A 19,298-nucleotide genomic window follows, 5' to 3' on the forward strand; every position below is an offset into this window, starting at 1 on the left:
GGCCTTGGCCTCAGTGTGTGGTCGCCAGCGCGAGCGCCGGTTTGGGCCTGTGGAAAAAACGTTCAAGGTACAAGTATATGACCGGCGTGGTGAACAGCGTCAGCGCCTGGCTCACCAGCAAGCCACCGACCACCGCGATGCCCAGCGGTTGGCGCAGCTCCGCGCCGGGGCCGGAACCGAGCATCAACGGCACCGCGCCTAGCAAGGCGGCGAGGGTGGTCATGATGATCGGCCGGAACCGCGTGACACAGGCTTCGTAGATCGCGTCCTCAGGTGGCAGGCCCCGCACGCGCTGGGCCTCGAGGGCGAAGTCGATCATCAGGATGCCGTTTTTCTTGACGATACCGATCAGCAGCACCAGGCCGATCAGGGCCATGATCGAAAAGTCCTGGCCCAACAGCCACAGCATGATCAACGCGCCCAGGCCTGCCGAGGGCAGGGTGGAAATGATCGTCAGCGGGTGCACGAAACTCTCGTACAGCACGCCCAGGATAATGTAGACCGCCACCAGTGCCGCGAGGATCAGCCACGGCTGGCTGGCCAGCGAACTCTGGAACGCCTGGGCCGCGCCCTGGAAGTTACCGATGATCGCAGCGGGCATGCCGATGTCGTTCTTGGCCTGGTTGAGCATGATCACCGCGTCGCCCAGCGCCACCCCGGGGGCCAGGTTGAACGACAGGTTGGCGGCGGGGAACATGCCGTCATGGCTGATGGACAACGGCCCCACGGTCGGCGGGTCTACCCTGGCCAGCGCCGACAAGGGCACCATCTCGTTGGTCAACGGCGAGCGCAGGTAAAAATAGTTCAGGCTCTCGGCCTTGCCGCGCTGTTGGCGATCCAGCTCCAGCACCACCTGGTACTGGTTGATCTCGGTCTGGTACTCGTTGATCTGGCGCTGGCCGAAGGCATCGTACAGCGCCTGGTCGACATCGGTGGCGCTCAGGCCGAAACGCGCGGCGGCCTGGCGGTCGATCGTGATGTGGGTGATGCTGCCGCCCAGTTGCAGGTCGTTGGACAGGTCACGAAACGCCGGGTTGGTGCGCAGTTTTTCGGTGAGACGCTGGGTCCAGGTGTTGAGTGTCGGACCGTCGTTGCTCTTGAGCACGTATTGGTACTGGGCGCGGCTGGGGCCGGAGCTCAAGTTGATGTCCTGGCCGGCGCGCAGGTACAGGACGATGCCCGGCACCTTCGCCAGTTGCGGGCGGATGCGGTCGATGAACTGGCTGGCGGACACGTCGCGGTCGGCGCGGTCTTTCAAGGCAATCCAGAAGCGGCCGTTGGCGATGGTCTGGTTGCTGCCGGTCACCCCCACCGAGTGGGAGAACGCCTGCACCGCCGGGTCGGCCTTGACGATCTCGGCCAGGGCCTTGTGCTTGGCGACCATGTCCGGGTACGACACATCGGCCGCCGCCTCGCTGGTGCCGAGCACAAAACCGGTGTCCTGCACCGGGAAGAATCCCTTGGGGATAAACACGTAGCCGACCACGGCCAGGGCCAGGGTCACCACGAAGATCGCCGCCATGCTGCGTTGATGGGCCAGGGCGCGGCGCAGGTTGCGCGCATAACCGGCCAGCAGGCGCTCGCTGAACGTGGGTTTGGCATGGGCGGGATGGGTCGGCGCACCCATGAACAGTGCCGCGAGGGTGGGCGCCAGGGTCAGCGAGACCACCACCGAAATCAGGATGGTCGAGGTGGCGGTCAGCGCAAACTCCTTGAACAGCCGCCCGACCACACCGCCCATGAACAGCAGTGGAATGAAGGCCGCCACCAGCGAGAAGCTGATGGAGACCACGGTAAAGCCGATTTCGCCCGAGCCTTTGATCGCGGCCTCGCGCTTGCCCAACCCGGCCTCCAGGTGCCGATGGATGTTCTCCACCACCACAATCGCATCGTCCACCACAAAGCCCACGGCAATCACGATGGCGACCAGGGTCAGGTTGTTCAGGCTGAAGCCCATCACATACATCAGCGCGAAAGTGGCCACCAGCGAAACACCGAGCACGGCCGACACAATCAACGTCGCCGACAGTTGGCGCAGGAACAGCGCCATCACCGCCACCACCAGCAGGATGGCGATCAGCAGGGTCATTTCCACTTCATGCAGGGAGGCGCGGATGGTCTTGGTGCGGTCGGTCAATACGCTGACCTGCACCGAGGCCGGCAACATCGCTTCCAGGCGTGGCAGTGCCTGCTGGATGCGGTCGACCGTGTCGACGATATTCGCGCCCGGCTGGCGCGAGATCACCAGGTTGACCCCCGGGGTATCGCCGGACCAGGCCTGCACGTAGGCGTTTTCCGCACCGTTGATGACCCTGGCGATATCACGCAACTGCACCGGTGCGCCATTCTTGTAGGACACAATCAACTGGCCGTATTCGTCGGGGTGAAACAGTTGATCGTTGGTCGACAGGGTCGACACGCTGTCGGCGCCGTAGAGCGCGCCTTTGGCCAGATTCAGGCTCGACTGCTGAATGGCCAGGCGGATGTCCGCGAGCGTCAGGCCGACCGCCGCGAGTTTGTCGGGGGAGGCCTGCACGCGAATCGCCGGGCGTTGCTGGCCGGTGATGTTGATCTGGCCGACACCGTCGATCTGGCTGATCTGGCGCGCCAGCAGGGTTTCCACGTAGTCGCTCAGTTCGGTGCCGGGCATGCTGGCGGAACTGACGCTGAGGATCAGCACCGGGCTGTCGGCCGGGTTGACCTTCTTCCAGGTCGGCAGGCTCGGCATATCGCCGGGCAGCTTGCCGGAGGCGGTGTTGATCGCGGCCTGCACTTCCTGGGCGGCGGTGTCGATGCTTTTGTCCAGGGTGAATTGCAGGGTCAACAGGCTTGAGCCCAAGGCGCTGCTGGAGGTCATCTGGGTCATGCCGGGGATGGCGCTGAATTGCACCTCAAGCGGCGTCGCCACCGAGGAAGCCATGGTGTCCGGGCTGGCGCCGGGTAACTGGGCCGTGACCTGGATCGTCGGAAATTCCGCTTCCGGCAGTGGCGCGACGGCCAGGCGCGGGAAGGCAATGATGCCCAGCAGCACCAGGGCAAATGTCAGCAGCAGGGTGGCGACCGGGTGATCAACGCACCAGGCCGAGGGCGAGCGACTGCCGCTCATGGCTGCACCCTGGCGTCGGCGGTCTGGATGATTTGCGGCGGCTCCTTGAGCACTTCCACCCGCGCGCCGGCCTTGAGCCGCGACTGGCCGTCGCTGACCAGCACATCCCCGGCCTGCACGCCCTTGATGATATTCATCTCGCTGTTCTGGTAGCTGACCTGCACCGGCACCACTTCGACATGGTCACCGTTGAGCCGGTAGACGAAATGCGAGTCCAGGCCACGCTGCACTACCGTTGGCGGCACCACCAGGGCGTCCCTGTCGAGCGCGGTCTGGATCTTGATGGTCACCAGTTGTCCCGGCCACAGCTTCTGCGCGCCGTTCGCGAACTCGGCCTTGGCACGCAGGGTGCCGGTGCTGGAACTGATCTGGTTGTCGATCACGCTCAAGTGGCCTTCGCCGAGCAAGTCGCCGGTCTGGCCGTCGGTGTCGGCGCCCAGGTAGGCATTCACGCTGGCTTTCTCGGGCGCGGCGATCAGGCCTTGCAGGCTCGGCAGCATCTGCTGCGGCAGGGAAAACTCGACCGCAATCGGGTCGATCTGGGTGACCGAGAACAACCCCTGGGTATCGCTCATGCGCAGGAAGTTTCCTTCATCTACCGTGCGAATGCCCACGCGGCCACTGACGGGGGAGCGAATCTGCGTGTAGGAAAGTTGTACTTGAGCCGCATCAATCGCAGCCTGGTTACCCTGGACGCTGGCCTTGAGCTGATTGACCAGTGCTTGTTGCTGGTCGTAGGTCTGCTTCGACACACCGTCGTCGATACTCAGGGCCTTGTAGCGCTTGAGGTTGACCAATGCCACTTGCAGCTGCGCCTGGCTTTCCCCCCGTTGCGCCCTGGCCTGGTCGAGGCTGGCGCGGATCGAGCGGTCATCGATGGTTGCCAGCAAGTCCCCGGCCTTGACCCGCTGGCCTTCCTTGACCAGCAACCGAGTGAGGATGCCGTCGATCTGCGGACGGATCACCACGCTGTGCAACGACAACACCGAGCCGATGCCGCTGACGAAGCGGGGCACGTCCTGTTGCACCACGCTCACCACGCGTACTGGAATCGCGCTGGGGGCCGCCAGCCGGGTCTTGGCGGGCCGAGTCAGCGTCCAGGCCGTCACTGCCATAACCAGAAGGGCGCCCACCAGCAGGGCCGTGTTTCGTTTTATGTGCATAGGTACGGCGCCAGGCAAAGGATTGAAAGCATGAAACGACCGTTATAGACCTTTGATCGGGTCAGCACAGTGACGGCTGTCTGACAGCGCTGTCAGTTAAGCGGCGACCATTCGTACGCCAACGCATAAAGATCTGGAACGCGCAGGTATACTGCGTGCCAGTGTGGCCCGCTTGTCCGGCCCGCTTTATCTTTTGCGCACCTCGGAGCACCCATGACTTCCCCGATCCAACCCCCCGTTGAAGCGGTCGACGCCGACGGCGTTGAAAAAGCCGAAATCCCGGCGTTCAAGTTTCCCTTCAAACCGGGAGAACTGGCCGGGGCCAAGCAGGCCGGCCAGCCTTGGTACAAAGGTGGCGCCAGGAACGGCCATACCAAGACACCCGGTATGGCGCCGCCGGGTACACGCCGTTCAATGGGTAAACGTTGAGAGTAGCGCCTGTAAGTTCGTATAGGCATTTGCCTACAACTCGCGTTGATATTTCTGCTTGTAGGTCCGCAACCGTTTCTTGAAAGCTTGCCCAGCATCGCCATGCCCTGATCAGCTGTACCGGGACATGGCGATGCCGCTCTCTCTGGAAAAGGACGTTTCCCGTGGCCCTGATACACCTTTGTGTGACGCTTGCCCTCCTGCTGTCGGTGGCGGCGGTGGTCGCCGTCGAGCCGCCGCGACGCGAAATCCGCTTCGCCGTCGCGGCGCATTTCCCGCCTTTTCAAAGCCGCAACCCGCAAGGGCAATTGGTGGGGCTCAATATCGAATTGGGGAACGCCTTGTGCGTGCAGCTCAATGTGCAGTGCACCTGGGTCGACCAGGTCGTCATGGAAAATTTTCCCGCCCTCGACGCCCGGCAATTTGACGCGATCATGGGGATGGCGCCGACCTCGAGCCGACAGCAATGGGTCAATTTCAGCGATGATCTTTACCCGATCACCACGCGCCTGGTGGCACACAGGGATTCAGGCTTGAGCCCGGACAGGCAGTCACTCAAGGGCAAGCGTGTCGGGGTTCTGTTAAGGAGCAACCGGGAAGCCTTTGCCCTGTCACGCTGGGCGCCTTCGGGCGTGTACATCAAGAGTTTCTGGCTCAATGACCAACTGGTGGGCAGCCTCCTCGCGGGCGAGATCGATGCCACCCTGCAAGGCGCGGTGGAAATCCGCGAAGCCCTGCTCGACAAGCCCGAAGGTATGGATTTCGCTTTCATGGGCTCCCCGGTGTTGTCCAAGCTGTTGGGCAGCAGTGTCGCGATTGCCTTACGCAAGACCGATACCGTCCTGCGTACCGAGCTCAACCGCGCCCTGGAGCAACTCAAGCAAAACGGCGAATACCAGCGCATTCTCCAGCCCTACCGCCTCGACACAACCCCTATTGATCCAGCGACGCTCAGGCCGCCCGCAACGGGATAAACGCGTAATTGGCCGGCACCTCGGTGGCAATCTGCGCGCCGGCGTCCAGCAGTTGTTCGGCAATGTCCATGGCGGACACATGAAACACCCACTGATTGGCCGGCGCCGGCTGGGCAGTCGCCGCGTCAATGGCCTGGGCGAACGCCTGCATATCCGGGAGGTACGCGGTGAACCCGTCGCCCTTGAGCGCCGCGGTACGAATGCCCAGCAAGGCGCACACGGACTCCTTGGTGTGCACATCATCACGGTCGGCCTGGCGCGAACGGCGGATCAGTTCAGCCAGTTCAGCGTCCATCAACTCACCACCAACGATCAACGCCGGTCCCTGTTCCCACGACTCCGGTGGGCAATCCTTGGCGCTCGGGTTCAACGGGATATGCGGATTGATCTCCATCGGATAGATCCGACACACCAGCGGGCGTCGTTCGTAGATGCGGCAGCGATTGTCTTCGTCAAGATTCCGGCAGCGCCCGGCGTTGTACGCGGCGAAGGTGATTGCCACAAAGGCCTCGGTATTGCCGCTGGGGACCACCACTGAACGGCGCTCGGCATGTTCACGTTGCTGCTGGGGCAACCCCAGGCCGCTGGCCAGAAAACCCTCGACCAGCACGATCACGTTACCGCCGTCCGCCGCCCAGTGACGGGCTTCTTCGAGGGTCAGGGGGACGTGGTGATCGGAGCAGCATTTGCCGCAACCTACGCAGGAAAAGTGAGTGTTCATGGCGTGATCTGTCACCAGGCAAGGTCAGAAGGCAAGCGTGAGCGGTGACGGGTTTTGACCTCTGTTCACCGCTTGGCCTATCTGGAAGCAAGTTATGCGCCAGTGAACGTCAGTCCGCGGCAACCACGTCGCGCAGGACAAAGCCCATGCCTGCGCTTTCATACAATTGCCGCGCGCGCAGATTACGCTCCAGCACCTTGAGATCCACGTAAGGTTCGCCACGCTGCTTGAACACGTGGAAGGCATGCAGCAACAACGCCCGGCCCAGCCCCTGGCCCTGCGCGCAGGGGTGTACCGAGAGGTTCTTGATAAAGGCGCTGGTCCAGCAGACGGCCACGCCGAGGATGCCATCGGCATTGCTGGCCACCAGGCACAGCCTGGGGTCGAACTCGGCATCGGTGACGAATTGCCGGCGCCACGGCTCAAGGCTCACCACACGGCCACCGCCCTGATCCTGGGTCATGCGCAATACCGCGTGAATGGCCGGGGCCAATTCATCGCGGTAGTGATCCAGTTGCGTACCGACCGGCCACTGCGGGGCGGGCAGGCTACCGGTGAGATCGCGACGCAGCAGCTGGAAATACTCCGCCAAGGCTTACAAACCCTTTTGCGCCACGGTTTGCGCAGCGACCACCAGGCACTTGGTCAGCTCAGGGGAGGAAAACTTGGTCAGCACCGCATCGGCACCGGCCAGGCGCGCTTTCTCACTGTTCATCGCGCTGTCCAGGGAGGTGTGCAGCAATATGTAGAGGTGCTGGAAGTCCGGGGTTTCGCGCAAAGTGCGGGTGAGGGCATAACCGTCCATCTCGGACATTTCGATGTCCGACACCACCACATTGATCTGCTCGCCGGTGCCTTGCAGTTCCAGCAGAACATCGATGGCTTCCTTGGCACTGCGCGCGGTGTGACAGGTCAGGCCGAGGTTGCGCAAGGTGTGCACCGATTGCTGCAGCGCCACTTGGCTGTCGTCGACCACCAGAATGCGCGCATTGCCGAGGACTTCGGCTTCTTCCATGGTCAGGTCGGTCGGCGCGACTTCAATCGGCGCCGGGGCGATGGCATGGATGACTTTTTCGATATCCAGCACTTGCACCAGGCCACCTTCCACCTGGGTGACCCCGGTAATGAACGCGCGATTGCCGCCGGAGCCATAGGGCGGCGGACGAATGTCGGTGGTCAGGCAATGCACGATCTTGCTCACCGCCTGCACATGCAAGCCCTGCTTGGAGCGGCTGACATCGGTGACGATCAGGCAGCCGCCGTTCGGGTCCAGCAACGGCATCTCGCCCAGGGCGCGGCTCAGGTCGATCACGGCCAACGAGTTACCGCGCAACGTGGCAATGCCTTTGACGTGGGGGTGCGACTCCGGCAGTTTGGTCAGCGGCGGACAGGGGATGATTTCGCTGACTTTCAGCAGGTTGATCGCCATCAGCTTGCCGCTGCGCAAGGTAAAGAGCAGAAGCGAGAGTGAGTCTGCGCGGGCTTTGGTGGTGGACATAAAAACCTTCTGGGGATCAGGGATGACGATCTTCTATGGAAGGTTATCGACTTGAGGGGCCTGGGCTTTAACCGGATTTTTGTCGAGTCCCAATGTGGGAGGGGGCTTGCCCCCGATGGCGGTGTGTCAGTCAAAGATGTGCTGACTGACACTCCCTCATCGGGGGCAAGCCCCCTCCCACATTGGATTTCTGTCAGCCCTTCCACACCTGCGGGTTCACCAGGTCCTGGGGGCGCTGTCCGAGCAAGGCGCTGCGCAGGTTGTCCAGCGCGCGGTTGGCCATGGCTTCGCGGGTTTCGCCGGTGGCCGAACCGATGTGCGGCAGGGTCACCGCATTGCTCAGTTGGAACAGTGGCGACTCGGCCAGCGGTTCCTTTTCATACACATCCAGCCCGGCGCCACGAATGCGTTGGGTTTGCAGGGCTTCGATCAGTGCCGGCTCGTCCACCACCGGGCCACGGGAGATGTTGATCAGGATGGCACCGGGCTTCATCAGCGCCAGCTCCCGGCGACTGATCAGGTGACGGGTCTTGTCGCTCAAGGGCACTACCAGGCAGACGAAATCCGCCTCGGCCAGCAACTGGTCGAGGCTGCGAAACTGTGCGCCCAGTTCCTGTTCCAGCGCGTTCTTGCGGCTGTTGCCGCTGTACAGGATCGGCATATTGAAGCCCAGGCGCCCACGCCGGGCCACGGCTGCGCCGATATTGCCCATGCCGACGATGCCCAGTGTCTTGCCGTGCACATCGCAGCCGAACAACGGTGCGCCAACGCTGGCTTTCCACTGGCCGGCCTTGGTCCAGGCATCCAGCTCGGCCACGCGGCGCGCGCTGCTCATCAACAGGGCGAAGGCCAGGTCGGCGGTGCTTTCGGTGAGCACGTCAGGGGTATTGGTGAGCATGATCCCGCGCTCATTGAAGTACGCGACATCGTAGTTGTCGTAGCCCACCGACACGCTGGACACCACCTCCAGCTGGCGCGCGCCTTCAAGCTGTTCACGGCCCAGCTTGCGGCCCACACCGATCAAGCCATGGACATGGGGCAGGGCTTCGTTGAATTGCGCGTTGATGTCGCCCAGCTTTGGATTGGGCGCGATCACCTCGAAATCCTGTTGCAGGCGCTCGATCATCTGCGGCGTGACACGGCTGAAGGCGAGGACAGTCTTTTTCATGGCTGGCGGGCTCATCGACGACGAAAGAATGCCTGGCACGCTAACATTCCCGCCGTTGATTGTCAGGACACCGCAGCTCTAAAGTGGGCAGGTTCTTAATGTGGGAGGGGGCTTGCCCCCGATGGCGGTGTGTCAGTCAAAGATGCTCAAACTGACCCACTGCTATCGGGGGCAAGCCCCCTCCCACAGTTGATCCGTGTGGTCAGGCAGAATCAGTTCGCCATCCGCACGCCACCCAAACCACCGCTCAACTCATACGCCACCAGCTCCGCCTGGTGCGCCGCGAGGATTTCCGGCAGCGAACCGCGCAGGTATTCCACCCAGGTCTTGATCTTCGCATCCAGGTATTGGCGCGACGGGTAGATGGCGTACAGGTTCAACTCCTGGGAACGGTAGGTCGGCATCACGCGCACCAGCGTGCCGTTGCGCAGCCCTTCGATGGCGGCGTACACCGGCAGCAGGCCGACGCCCATGCCGCTGGTGATGGCGGTTTTCATCGCATCGGCCGAATTCACCAGGAACGGCGAGGTGTTGATCGCGACGCTTTCCTGGCCTTCCGGGCCGTTGAAGGTCCATTTGTCCAGTTGGATCACCGGACTGACCAGGCGCAGGCAGGCATGGTTGAGCAAATCCTGGGGCCGTTGTGCGCAACCCTTGGCTTTGACGTACTCCGGCGAGGCGCAGGCAATGCTGTAGGTGATGCCCAGGCGTTGCGAGACGAAACCCGAATCCGGCAGTTCGCTGGCCAGGACGATGGACACGTCATAGCCTTCATCGAGCAGGTCCGGCACGCGGTTGGCCAGGGTCAGGTCGAAGGTCACGTCAGGGTGGGTACGGCGATAGCGGGCAATCGCGTCGATAACGAAATGCTGGCCGATACCGGTCATGGTGTGCACTTTCAATTGCCCGGCGGGGCGCGCGTGGGCGTCGCTGGCTTCTGCTTCGGCTTCCTCGACGTAGGCGAGGATCTGCTCACAGCGCAGCAGATAGCGTTTGCCCGCCTCTGTGAGGGCGATGCGGCGGGTGGTGCGGTTGAGCAAGCGGGTTTGCAGGTGGGCCTCAAGGTTTGAGACCGCGCGCGAGACGTTGGCGGTGGTGGTGTCCAGTTGCACAGCGGCGGCGGTAAAGCTGCCGGCCTCTGCAACGCAACTGAACGCGCGCATGTTTTGCAAGGTGTCCATGGGGTGTTCTCAAGGGAGATGGCAAATTGTGACATGAAGTTGCGCGCAGGTGTGTATCTGCTCGGCCCGGCGCTTCAGGACAGGGTCCAGGCCTCACTGACTTTTGCCTCATAGTGCGGCAGGTAGGCGGCTAGCATCTGATTGAACGCCGCGAGCGCCCTGCTGCGGTTTTCAAGCGTGGGGGCCGCAGTGGCGGTGCGCGCCTGCCGGGTCAATCGTTCAACCGCCGAGGCGAGCGCCGGACTGATGCGCTTGAGCGCGTCGAGTTCGCTACTCAGCACCGTGCCAGGGTGTTGCTCGCCGATCCTGTCGAGCAGTGCCTGAATGTCATCGGCGTGCTGCTGCAGGTAAGCGTCCCAGGCGGGTGGTTGGCCGAGCGATTGCAGGCAGTTCCGGGCTATTGGCAGCAGATGGTCCAGGGATTGGTTGCCCACTTGCTCCTTGCGCAAGGCCTGCCGGGTGCGCAAGGACTGCAGGTCGAGGCCGCTGTGCTGCTTGACTGGAGCCGGCAGCGTCAGGTCACGCGCTTTGCTCACCGTATGCCGGGTGAGCAGGATCACCGGCTCCCCGTACTTGATTTTAACCAGCACCTGAGTGTGCGGCGGCTTGGCGGGGTTGAGCAGCGACTCGCTGATCGAGCGGATCAGGTGGTCCCACTCGAAGGTCTGCTCGCCAATCGCCGACAACGCCTGGCGCAGGCTTTTTTTCAGCGCATCGGCTGGTTTGAGCGGGGCGATGTCGATCGTCAGGTAATCGCCGCTCAGATGCGGGTCATCGCGTTTGCGGTGGCTGATTTCAATCGTCACCCCTTTGCCGCTGCCTGCCTGTGACGACGCCGTGATGCCGGACGAGCCGCTCAGCGTCCGGGAGGGGGCTGTGAGCGTGTACACCTTTAACGAATCGGGTCGAAGCAATACGCGATGTTGATCGATCAGGGCCCGAATGGCGTTGTCCTGCTCGGGATCGATACGCGAGTTGGCCTTGAGCCGCACATAGCGTTCCAGCAGCGAGCAGGCGTGTCGGTGGTCTGCGCTCAGGCCGCGGTTCAATGCGGATGCCGGCAGGCGCGCACTGGCCCGCAGGGTGAACCGCCGGCTGCTGTCGGCCACGTGGGTGTTCATCGCAGTGAGCAGCGTCACTGCATCGTCGTCCTGGCGTTTGGAACCGGCCATGTGTTGCAGCGCCAGGGTCGGCGCCATGTCGTGCAGGCCGAGGATATCCAGCACTTTGCTCAGGCGGGTGCGTTGCAGGGTCAGCGTCAGGGTGGAATTCACGTTCAATACGCTGAAAAAATCCATCGCCACCTTGCTGTGTACAGTCAGTGCGATGCCTTTTTCGCGGATGATCGGCGCCGAGGGCGGGTGCAGGACGGGTAATTCCACTGCGGCCAGGCCTGCATGCGCCAGTGCCTGGCGAACGTAGGGCTGGCTCAGCGCCGAATAGGCCCGGTGTCGATGCAGGTGGCGATGGTCGCTCACCTGCTCGCGCAATTGCCCGAGCGTACGCCCGATGCTTTCGCTCAGCGACGTGCGTAGCGAGCCGCTGCGGCTGTCGGCGTAATGCTCCAGGCTGGCATACGTGCGGGACATCACATGTCCCAGGCTGAGGTGCTGCTCAGACCGGCCCTCACTCAGTTCCGTCAGCGTGGACTTGAGTTTGCCTTGCAGGGCGATCACACGGGTGCTGTGAGCCCGCTGGTCCGGGCCGGTGTGCAGGTGCGAGTCGATGGCCAGGTGCGGGCCTGCACTGAGCTGGCGCGTTGACTCCAATGGGTAGTCGATGCCGATATGACGATGGTTGCTGCGTTCTCCACCCTTGCGCACGTAGGCCAGCGACGTCAGTAACCGTTGCGTCAGGCGTTGATGCCGGCCGTCGCTGATCGCTGCGCGAAACTGCCATTTCAAGGCGCGGCACAGTGTGTAGTCCGCCTCGATATCCGGGTGTTGGCGGGTGCGATGTTGCTTGAGCAGATGTTCGGCCTTTTTGAAGAAGGCGTAGAAACCCGGTAGCTCATTGGCCGACAGTTCCAACTGTTGTTCGCTGTTGCACAGTCGCTGGTGAAGCGCCTCGATGGCGAGCCGGTGGCGTTGATCGCCGCCAAGCGGTTCCAGCTTTTCCACTATGTGGTCGGCGATCCAGCGTACATCTCTCTGCAGGGGTAGCGTGCCGGGGCTCAAAGCCCGGGGATTCATGCGCAATTGTCTGTGCAGCACTGCGGCGGTGTCATACAGGGGCGGATGAGTCGACACTGGGCTGTGGACGCGAAGCATCGGATGTTCCTGAGGCCGGACGGGCTCAGGATTGTGAAGGCTGGTAATGCAGGGCGATGTAGGAGGAGTTCTTGGGTCTCTGGAAAACCGTCTGAACCGTGCAGGCCCCACTTGGATTATCGTCGGAACGGTAACAAAGATTCACAGGAATGCCCGCTTATCGTTCCCGGTCGTGCCCCCTAGAATTGCGCCACTTTCCCCGCGTCAACCACCTCAGGAATTCGCAAGCCGTGCCGCGTCGCATCAGCAGAGAGCTGAAGACTCTCAGTGTTTGGGCCTTATCGTTAGCAATAAGCGGCTGCATCGGAACCTCTGGCATCGGCCCCCGGGGCCAGGCCTTGGACGCCAATGATCTGGCCACCGACGAAGCGATCCAGAGCGCCGCCAGCGACGCCCATTGGCCCACCGCGCAATGGTGGCGAGCCTACGGCGATCCGCAGCTCAACCGCTGGGTTGAACTCGCCACGCAAGACAGCCCGAGTATGGCCGTGGCCGCCGCACGGGTGCGTGAAGCGCGCGCGCTGGCCGGGGTGGCCGAGTCGGCAGAGTCCCTGCAGATCAACAGCGACACCACGCTCAAACGCCACAACTGGCCCAAGGATCAGTTTTACGGCCCCGGCGAGTTGAGCGGTGCGAACACGTGGGACAATAACGCGTCCCTGGGCTTGAGTTATGCCCTCGACCTGTGGGGCCGTGAAAGCAATGCCACCGAGCGTGCCGTCGACCTGGCCCATATGAGTGTCGCCCAGGCGCGCCAGGCCCAGCTCGAGCTGCAGAACAACCTGGTGCGCGTCTATATCCAGTTGTCCTTGCACTACGCCGAGCGCGATATCGTCGCGGCCACCCTGGCCCAGCAACACCAGATCCTGGATCTGGCCAACAAGCGCCTGAACGCCGGGATCGGCACGCACCTGGAGGTCAGCCAGGCCGAAACCCCACTGCCGGAAACCCACCGTCAACTGGATGCGCTCGATGAGCAAATCGCCCTGAGCCGCAACCAGCTGGCGGCGTTGGCCGGCAAAGGGCCGGGGCAGGGCGCGCAGCTGCAACGCCCGAGCCTGTCGCTTGCCGCCCCGTTGAAGTTGCCCTCGACCTTGCCCGCGCAGTTGCTGGGCCAGCGTCCGGATATCGTCGCCCGTCGCTGGCAGGTGGCGGCCCAGGCGCGGGGTATTGATGTCGCCCACGCGGGCTTCTATCCCAACGTCGACCTGGTCGGCAGCCTCGGTTACATGGCCACCGGTGGCGGCATGCTGGCGTTCCTGGCGGGCAAGAAATTCAACTACAACGTCGGCCCGGCAATCACCCTGCCGATCTTTGACGGTGGGCGTCTGCGTGCCGAGCTGGGTGAAGCCAGCGCCGGTTATGACAGTGCCGTGGCGCAGTACAACCAGACCCTGGTCAATGCGCTCAAGGGCATCAGTGACCAGTTGATCCGCCGCGAGTCCATGGACAAGCAGGCGTCGTTTGCCGCGCAATCGGTGGCGTCGGCGCAGAAAACCTACGACATCGCCACCATCGCCTACCAACGCGGCCTCACCGACTACCTCAATGTGCTGAACGCCCAGACCCTGCTGTTTCGTCAGCAGCAGATGGAGCAACAGGTTCAGGCCGCGCGCCTGAGTGCCCACGCCGAACTGGTCACCGCCCTGGGCGGTGGCCTCGGTGCCGGCGACGATACTCCGCGTAACGACAAGACCTTCCCCAGCAAGACTCCTGCGGCGCTGGCCGTATTCGATCACTGAGTAAATGGCGATGACCTCCTTGCCTGCACCATTGCGCCGGCTGCACGCCCTTGAGTGGCGCCGTGGTTTTTTCGACTGGGCACGCAGCGATGGCGTGACCTGGGTGTATATCTTCAAGGTGCTGCTCGCCGCATTCCTCACCCTGTGGCTGGCGATGCGCCTGGAACTGCCGCAGCCGCGCACCGCAATGATCACGGTGTTTATCGTGATGCAACCGCAGAGCGGCCAGGTGTTTGCCAAGAGCTTTTACCGCTTCCTCGGTACGCTGGCGGGGTCTGCGGTGATGGTGCTGCTGATCGCATTGTTTGCGCAGAACACCGAACTGTTCCTCGGCGCCCTGGCCATCTGGGTGGGCATCTGCACCGCCGGCGCCACGCGTAATCGCAATTTTCGCGCCTACGGGTTTGTGCTCGCCGGCTACACGGCGGCGATGGTCGGTTTGCCGGCCCTGGCCCACCCGGACGGCGCCTTTATGGCGGCGGTGTGGCGGGTGTTGGAAATCTCCCTGGGGATTCTCTGCTCGACGCTGGTCAGCGCCGCGATCCTGCCACAGACCTCCAGCGCCGCGATGCGCAATGCGCTCTATCAACGTTTCGGGGTGTTCGCGCTGTTTGTCACCGACGGCCTGCGCGGACGCAGCCGGCGTGAAGCCTTTGAAAGCGCCAACGTGCGCTTTATCGCCGAAGCGGTTGGTCTGGAGGGCCTGCGCAGCGTCACCGTGTTCGAAGACCCGCACATGCGTCGGCGCAACGGGCGGCTCAGTCGCCTTAACAGCGAATTCATGAGCCTCACCACACGCTTCAACGCCTTGCATCAGTTGCTGGCGCGACTGCGCGCCGACGCCGCCGATCATGTGGCGGCGGCGATCAAGCCTGGCCTGCAGGACCTGGCCGAAGTGCTCGACGGTTTTTCCGCACGCGCCCTGACCAGCCCCGACGCGGCGCGGCTGGTCAATTTGCTCAGCGCCTACAAGGACAGCTTGCCCGCCAAGGTGCGCAGCCTGCGCGCGACCTTTCAGGAAGGCGAGCCCACCGAAGCCGAGCAGCTAGACTTTCATACCGCCTACGAGTTGTTGTACCGCTTTGTCGACGACCTGCACAACTATGCGCAAACCCACGCCTCCCTGGCCGATCACCGTCACGCACGGGAAGACTGGAACGAGGTCTATACGCCGAAAACCAACTGGCTTGCCTGCGCTGCCGCCGGTATACGCGCCTCGTTCATCCTGATCGTGCTCGGCAGCTACTGGGTGGCCACTGCCTGGCCCAGTGGTGCAACCATGACCCTGATCGCAGCCGCCACGGTCGGGCTGTCCGCTGCGACGCCCAACCCCAAGCGCATGGCCTTCCAGATGGCGTGCGGCACCTTGATCGGTGCGCTGGTGGGCTTTGTCGAAATGTTCTTCGTGTTTCCCTTGATCGATGGCTTCCCGCTGCTGTGCGTGATGCTCGCGCCGGTGATCATCTTCGGCGCCTTCCTCGCCTCCCGCCCGCAGTACGCTGGGGTCGGCGTGGGCTTGCTGATCTTCTTCAGCACGGGTTCGGTGCCGGATAACCTGACGGTCTATAACCCCTACCTCTTTATCAACGACTACATCGCCATGGTCATCGGCATGCTGGTGTGCGCGGCAGCCGGAGCGATCATCCTGCCGCCCAACAGCCGCTGGCTGTGGCAGCGCCTGGAGCAGGACCTGCGCGAGCAAGTGGTGTACGCGATCAGCGGCAAGCTCAAGGGCCTGGCGTCGAGCTTTGAAAGCCGCACCCGTGACCTGCTGCACCAGGCCTATGGCCTCGCCGCCGGCCAGCCGCGGGTGCAGCGCGACCTGCTGCGCTGGATGTTTGTGGTGCTGGAGGTGGGGCACGCGATCATCGAGTTGCGCAAGGAACAGGCGATCCTGCCGGTGCATCCGGCGTACGCCGAATCCCAGCCGTGGCGCCAGGCGATCCGCGTGATGGGTCGCTCGTTGGTGCGGTTGTTCCTGCAACCCAGCGCCAGCAACCTGGAGCGCGGGCTGATCGCCGTCGACCATGCGATCAGCCGCGTGCAGGCCACCGACGAACCGTTCGCGCCGCACTTCGACACGTCGGCCCTGCGCCGGGTGAAGAGCTACCTGCACTTTATCCGCACCTCATTGATGGACCCGCAATCGCCGTTGGCGGCGCTGAAAGGATCTGCAAATGCCCCGTGAAATTGCCTTCCACGGCCTTTACATGCCGACCATGACCCTGATGTTCCTGGTCGCGGCCGTCCTGGCCTGGGCCCTGGACCGCTTCCTGGCCGGGTTCGACCTGTACCGGTTTTTCTGGCACCCGGCGTTGCTGCGCCTGAGCCTGTTCGTTTGCCTGTTCGGCGCCCTGGCGCTGAGCGTCTACCGTTGAGAATGCCCCGATGAAAAAGTTTTTCAGCCTGCTCGCAACCCTGCTGGTGCTGGCGTTGGCGATCTGGATTGGCCGCACGTTATGGGTGCACTACATGCAGACACCCTGGACCCGCGACGGGCGCGTGCGTGCCGATATCATCAATGTTGCCGCCGACGTGACTGGCGAAGTGGTCGACGTGCCGGTGCGCGATAACCAGTTGGTAAAAAAGGGCGACCTGCTGATGCAGATCGACCCCGAGCATTACCGCATTGCGGTCAAGCAGGCGCAGTCGCTGGTGGCTTCACGCAAAGCCACCTGGGAAATGCGCAAGGTTAACGCCCACCGCCGCGCCGACCTCGATGCCTTGGTAATCTCCAAAGAAAACCGCGACGACGCCAGCAACATCGCCGACTCGGCCCTGGCCGACTATCAGCATGCCCTGGCGCAACTGGAGGCCGCCGAACTCAACTTGAAACGCACCCACGTCGTGGCGGCGGTCGACGGTTATGTCACCAACCTCAATGTGCATCGCGGCGACTACGCGCGCATCGGCGAGGCGAAGATGGCCGTGGTGGATATGAACTCGTTCTGGGTCTATGGCTTCTTTGAAGAAACCAAGTTGCCCCACGTGAAGGTCGGTGACACGGCTGATATGCAATTGATGAGCGGCGAGACCCTCGAGGGCCACGTGGAAAGCATCTCCCGTGGCATCTACGACCGCGACAACCCCGAGAGCCGCGAGCTGATCGCTGATGTGAACCCGACCTTCAACTGGGTGCGCCTGGCCCAGCGCGTGCCGGTGCGGATCCACATTGATGAAGTGCCGGAAGGTGTGTTGTTGGCGGCAGGCATTACCTGCACCGTTATCGTCAACCCAACACAAAACTAAAAAATGTGGGAGATTCAAATGTGGGAGGGGGCTTGCTCCCGATAGCGGTTATGAAGTCATAGATTCAGTGACTGACACTCCGCTATCGGGAGCAAGCCCCCTCCCACATTTTGACCGCGTCAGGCTTTGATAAAAGTCTCATGCAAGTGCCGCCAAAGCAGCGCGCCACTGGCCTGCTTCTCGAACACTACCGTGGCGCGGCGATCCGTGCGGGTGCCGCTGTCATCCACCTGATGCTCGCGATAAGTCACCGTGGCCCCGCGCGCGTGCCGGTCTATCCCGGTCATTTCACTCAAGGTGATTTTCAAGCCCGGCCGCATTCCGCCCAGGCGTGTGAACAGCGCGTTGACCCCTGCCGCATTGACCCGCGTGCCGGTGGCAGGCGCAACCATGCTGAACTCAGGCGAGAAGCGCGCCAGCAAGTTCTGCAATGTGCCCTCGGGCGCAACGCCGGCAAACCATTGCTCGATCTCGACGTGGGTCTGGATCACTTCTTCAAAAAAATCGCTGTAATCAATCATCGGTCAGGCTCGCTGGAGGGGTGAAGCAGTGCGTGTACGCGGGACGCATCCAGGCGCAGCACTGCGAAAACGGGCAACAGGGTCAGGGCTGCTGCCATCGTGAAGGTTATGGCGAAAGAATCCAAGGCCGAGAGCACTGCGCTGAGCACGGCGGCGCCTATGCAGAAGCTCAGTTGCCGATTGATATTCCATAACGCACTGGCGTGGCCCATGCGCTCGGCGGGAATGTCGAGAAAGGCCAGGGTCTGCGCGGTGCTGCTGCACAGGCTGCCGCCAAGGCCCATCAGGGTGTAGGCCGGAATAATCAGGGCAGGCTGGTTGAGCAACAGGATACCGCCGCATTGCAGCGCCATGCCCACCAGCAGCAGGGGTTTGGGCCCGCAGCGAATGAACAGCTTCGTGCTCAGATAAATCGCCAGTGCCGACGCCATGGCCCACGGCAACATCAGCGCGCCGGTCTGGGTGGCGTCATAGCCGAGGCCGCGCACATACAGAATGGCAATCAGGCTGGTGCCGATAAAGACCCCGGGAATGCACAGGTAGGCCAGCATCGCTACGCGCAGCATCGGGCTGGCGAGCTGTTTGACAATGCTGCCCAGGTCCAGGGTCGCACGCACCTTCACGGGCACATCAGGTTTTATCCACAGCAAGGCCAGCGCCAGGGTGATCAAGGCCAGGGGCAGGTTGGCGTAGAAAATCCAGCGCCAGGACAGGCTGTCGACAATGACCCCGCCCAGTGCCGGAGACAGGGCCGGCACCAGCAAGGCCACCGACATCACCCGCGCCGTCAGGTAACTGCGCTCGGCCACAGGAAAGTGCCGATACGCCATGGCTTGCCCCACGGGAATCAGCAAACCGCCACCGAGACCTTGCAGGACACGCCAGCCGATCAGCGTGTCAATCGAACCGGCCTGGCCGACCATCACCGAGGCCCCGGCGAACAGCAGCAGGCTCATGGCGATCAGCGAGCGTTCGCCCATCAGCGCCGCCAGCCACACACTCAAGGGGATGATCAGGGTCAGCCCGAGCATGTAGGCGTTGCTGATCCAGGCCAACTGCGTGACCGAAGCGTGCAGTTCACGGGCGATGTCCGGGTAAGCGACCGTGGCGACAAACATATTCACCAAGTCCAGGGCAAAGCCCAATAAAAAGATCCAGGCGACTTTCGAGCGGTAGGTCATGAATGCGGTCCTGCGAGTGAAGCGGGCAGGGTAGGCGCGATAAGCGGCTTGGGCTACGTCGGTTTGCCTGCTAGTTTGTCAAAAATATTTTGACA

The 19,298-nt window shown here is 62.8% G+C and carries 16 protein-coding genes; 6 read left to right on the forward strand and 10 right to left on the reverse strand.

Translation table 11 applies throughout. The features are described 5' to 3' along the window. Nucleotides 1–10: 10 nt before the first annotated feature. On the reverse strand, nucleotides 11–3,106 hold the full coding sequence (locus tag BOP93_RS04735) for a multidrug efflux RND transporter permease subunit (RefSeq protein WP_104501719.1): 3,096 nt from the start codon (nucleotides 3,104–3,106) through the stop codon (nucleotides 11–13). Next, nucleotides 3,103–4,269, reverse strand: coding sequence for an efflux RND transporter periplasmic adaptor subunit (locus BOP93_RS04740; RefSeq protein WP_104501720.1), 1,167 nt, complete (start codon nucleotides 4,267–4,269; stop codon nucleotides 3,103–3,105). Before BOP93_RS04740 ends, BOP93_RS04735 begins: the two co-directional genes overlap by 4 nt. A 213-nt stretch (nucleotides 4,270–4,482) precedes the next feature. Between BOP93_RS04740 and BOP93_RS04745 the strand changes: the two genes are divergently transcribed. Continuing rightward, entirely contained in the window at nucleotides 4,483–4,698 is a 216-nt protein-coding gene (locus BOP93_RS04745) for a hypothetical protein (protein ID WP_065892608.1), read from the forward strand. 164 nt (nucleotides 4,699–4,862) lie between these two features. Continuing rightward, nucleotides 4,863–5,672 carry a transporter substrate-binding domain-containing protein gene (locus BOP93_RS04750; protein WP_104501721.1) on the forward strand — a complete coding sequence of 270 codons (810 nt, stop codon included), beginning with the start codon at nucleotides 4,863–4,865 and terminating at the stop codon, nucleotides 5,670–5,672. Here the strand turns inward: BOP93_RS04750 and BOP93_RS04755 are convergent. The 6 genes from BOP93_RS04755 to BOP93_RS04780 all read right to left on the reverse strand — a co-directional run bounded on the left by BOP93_RS04755 (nucleotide 5,650) and on the right by BOP93_RS04780 (nucleotide 12,510). Beyond that, nucleotides 5,650–6,393, reverse strand: coding sequence for a YkgJ family cysteine cluster protein (locus BOP93_RS04755; protein ID WP_104501722.1), 744 nt, complete (start codon nucleotides 6,391–6,393; stop codon nucleotides 5,650–5,652). The genes BOP93_RS04750 and BOP93_RS04755 overlap by 23 nt on opposite strands. Nucleotides 6,394–6,502: 109 nt before the next feature. Next, on the reverse strand, nucleotides 6,503–6,985 hold the full coding sequence (locus tag BOP93_RS04760; RefSeq protein ID WP_104501723.1) for a GNAT family N-acetyltransferase: 483 nt from the start codon (nucleotides 6,983–6,985) through the stop codon (nucleotides 6,503–6,505). A gap of 3 nt (nucleotides 6,986–6,988) precedes the next feature. Further along, on the reverse strand, nucleotides 6,989–7,891 hold the full coding sequence (locus BOP93_RS04765) for a chemotaxis protein CheV (protein ID WP_104501724.1): 903 nt from the start codon (nucleotides 7,889–7,891) through the stop codon (nucleotides 6,989–6,991). A 193-nt stretch (nucleotides 7,892–8,084) separates the two neighbouring features. Next, nucleotides 8,085–9,059 carry a 2-hydroxyacid dehydrogenase gene (locus BOP93_RS04770; protein ID WP_104501725.1) on the reverse strand — a complete coding sequence of 325 codons (975 nt, stop codon included), beginning with the start codon at nucleotides 9,057–9,059 and terminating at the stop codon, nucleotides 8,085–8,087. A 212-nt stretch (nucleotides 9,060–9,271) separates the two neighbouring features. Further along, on the reverse strand, nucleotides 9,272–10,240 hold the full coding sequence (locus BOP93_RS04775; protein ID WP_104501726.1) for a LysR family transcriptional regulator: 969 nt from the start codon (nucleotides 10,238–10,240) through the stop codon (nucleotides 9,272–9,274). A gap of 74 nt (nucleotides 10,241–10,314) precedes the next feature. Continuing rightward, the gene (locus BOP93_RS04780) at nucleotides 10,315–12,510 is read right to left on the reverse strand and encodes a hypothetical protein (RefSeq protein ID WP_157943444.1); all 2,196 of its coding nucleotides are present in this window, start codon (nucleotides 12,508–12,510) and stop codon (nucleotides 10,315–10,317) included. Nucleotides 12,511–12,740: 230 nt separating this feature from the next. On the opposite strand from BOP93_RS04780, the gene BOP93_RS04785 reads away from it, so the two are divergent. The 4 genes from BOP93_RS04785 to BOP93_RS04800 are packed head-to-tail and all read left to right on the forward strand — an operon-like array spanning nucleotide 12,741 to nucleotide 17,501. Next, the gene (locus BOP93_RS04785) at nucleotides 12,741–14,252 is read left to right on the forward strand and encodes an efflux transporter outer membrane subunit (RefSeq protein WP_104501728.1); all 1,512 of its coding nucleotides are present in this window, start codon (nucleotides 12,741–12,743) and stop codon (nucleotides 14,250–14,252) included. 10 nt (nucleotides 14,253–14,262) lie between these two features. Then, nucleotides 14,263–16,440 carry an FUSC family protein gene (locus tag BOP93_RS04790; RefSeq protein ID WP_104501729.1) on the forward strand — a complete coding sequence of 726 codons (2,178 nt, stop codon included), beginning with the start codon at nucleotides 14,263–14,265 and terminating at the stop codon, nucleotides 16,438–16,440. Then, nucleotides 16,430–16,630: a DUF1656 domain-containing protein gene (locus BOP93_RS04795; RefSeq protein WP_057724643.1), complete on the forward strand. Its 201-nt coding sequence runs from the start codon at nucleotides 16,430–16,432 to the stop codon at nucleotides 16,628–16,630. The genes BOP93_RS04790 and BOP93_RS04795 overlap by 11 nt, the downstream gene beginning before the upstream one ends. Nucleotides 16,631–16,640: 10 nt before the next feature. Further along, a complete protein-coding gene (locus BOP93_RS04800; protein WP_104501730.1) occupies nucleotides 16,641–17,501 on the forward strand; it encodes an efflux RND transporter periplasmic adaptor subunit in 861 nt (286 codons plus the stop codon). 119 nt (nucleotides 17,502–17,620) lie between these two features. Here BOP93_RS04800 and BOP93_RS04805 read toward each other — a convergent pair whose 3' ends face one another. Both BOP93_RS04805 and BOP93_RS04810 read right to left on the reverse strand, forming a co-directional pair. Then, entirely contained in the window at nucleotides 17,621–18,022 is a 402-nt protein-coding gene (locus BOP93_RS04805; RefSeq protein WP_104501731.1) for a DUF4440 domain-containing protein, read from the reverse strand. Then, nucleotides 18,019–19,203 carry an MFS transporter gene (locus BOP93_RS04810; protein ID WP_104501732.1) on the reverse strand — a complete coding sequence of 395 codons (1,185 nt, stop codon included), beginning with the start codon at nucleotides 19,201–19,203 and terminating at the stop codon, nucleotides 18,019–18,021. Before BOP93_RS04810 ends, BOP93_RS04805 begins: the two co-directional genes overlap by 4 nt. Between the last annotated feature and the right edge of the window lie 95 nt (nucleotides 19,204–19,298).

Source organism: Pseudomonas orientalis, assembly GCF_002934065.1.
Classification (GTDB): Bacteria; Pseudomonadota; Gammaproteobacteria; order Pseudomonadales; family Pseudomonadaceae; genus Aquipseudomonas; species Aquipseudomonas orientalis_A.

What these genes read in the sequence shown, in the direction of transcription:
- BOP93_RS04735 (WP_104501719.1), bottom strand. Translation starts at nt 3,106, where the DNA reads ATGAGCGGCAGTCGCTCGCCCTCGGCCTGGTGCGTTGATCACCCGGTC.
- BOP93_RS04740 (WP_104501720.1), bottom strand. Translation starts at nt 4,269, where the DNA reads ATGCACATAAAACGAAACACGGCCCTGCTGGTGGGCGCCCTTCTGGTT.
- BOP93_RS04745 (WP_065892608.1), top strand. Translation starts at nt 4,483, where the DNA reads ATGACTTCCCCGATCCAACCCCCCGTTGAAGCGGTCGACGCCGACGGC.
- BOP93_RS04755 (WP_104501722.1), bottom strand. Translation starts at nt 6,393, where the DNA reads ATGAACACTCACTTTTCCTGCGTAGGTTGCGGCAAATGCTGCTCCGAT.
- BOP93_RS04765 (WP_104501724.1), bottom strand. Translation starts at nt 7,891, where the DNA reads ATGTCCACCACCAAAGCCCGCGCAGACTCACTCTCGCTTCTGCTCTTT.
- BOP93_RS04770 (WP_104501725.1), bottom strand. Translation starts at nt 9,059, where the DNA reads ATGAAAAAGACTGTCCTCGCCTTCAGCCGTGTCACGCCGCAGATGATC.
- BOP93_RS04775 (WP_104501726.1), bottom strand. Translation starts at nt 10,240, where the DNA reads ATGGACACCTTGCAAAACATGCGCGCGTTCAGTTGCGTTGCAGAGGCC.
- BOP93_RS04780 (WP_157943444.1), bottom strand. Translation starts at nt 12,510, where the DNA reads ATGCTTCGCGTCCACAGCCCAGTGTCGACTCATCCGCCCCTGTATGAC.
- BOP93_RS04790 (WP_104501729.1), top strand. Translation starts at nt 14,263, where the DNA reads ATGACCTCCTTGCCTGCACCATTGCGCCGGCTGCACGCCCTTGAGTGG.
- BOP93_RS04795 (WP_057724643.1), top strand. Translation starts at nt 16,430, where the DNA reads ATGCCCCGTGAAATTGCCTTCCACGGCCTTTACATGCCGACCATGACC.
- BOP93_RS04800 (WP_104501730.1), top strand. Translation starts at nt 16,641, where the DNA reads ATGAAAAAGTTTTTCAGCCTGCTCGCAACCCTGCTGGTGCTGGCGTTG.
- BOP93_RS04805 (WP_104501731.1), bottom strand. Translation starts at nt 18,022, where the DNA reads ATGATTGATTACAGCGATTTTTTTGAAGAAGTGATCCAGACCCACGTC.
- BOP93_RS04810 (WP_104501732.1), bottom strand. Translation starts at nt 19,203, where the DNA reads ATGACCTACCGCTCGAAAGTCGCCTGGATCTTTTTATTGGGCTTTGCC.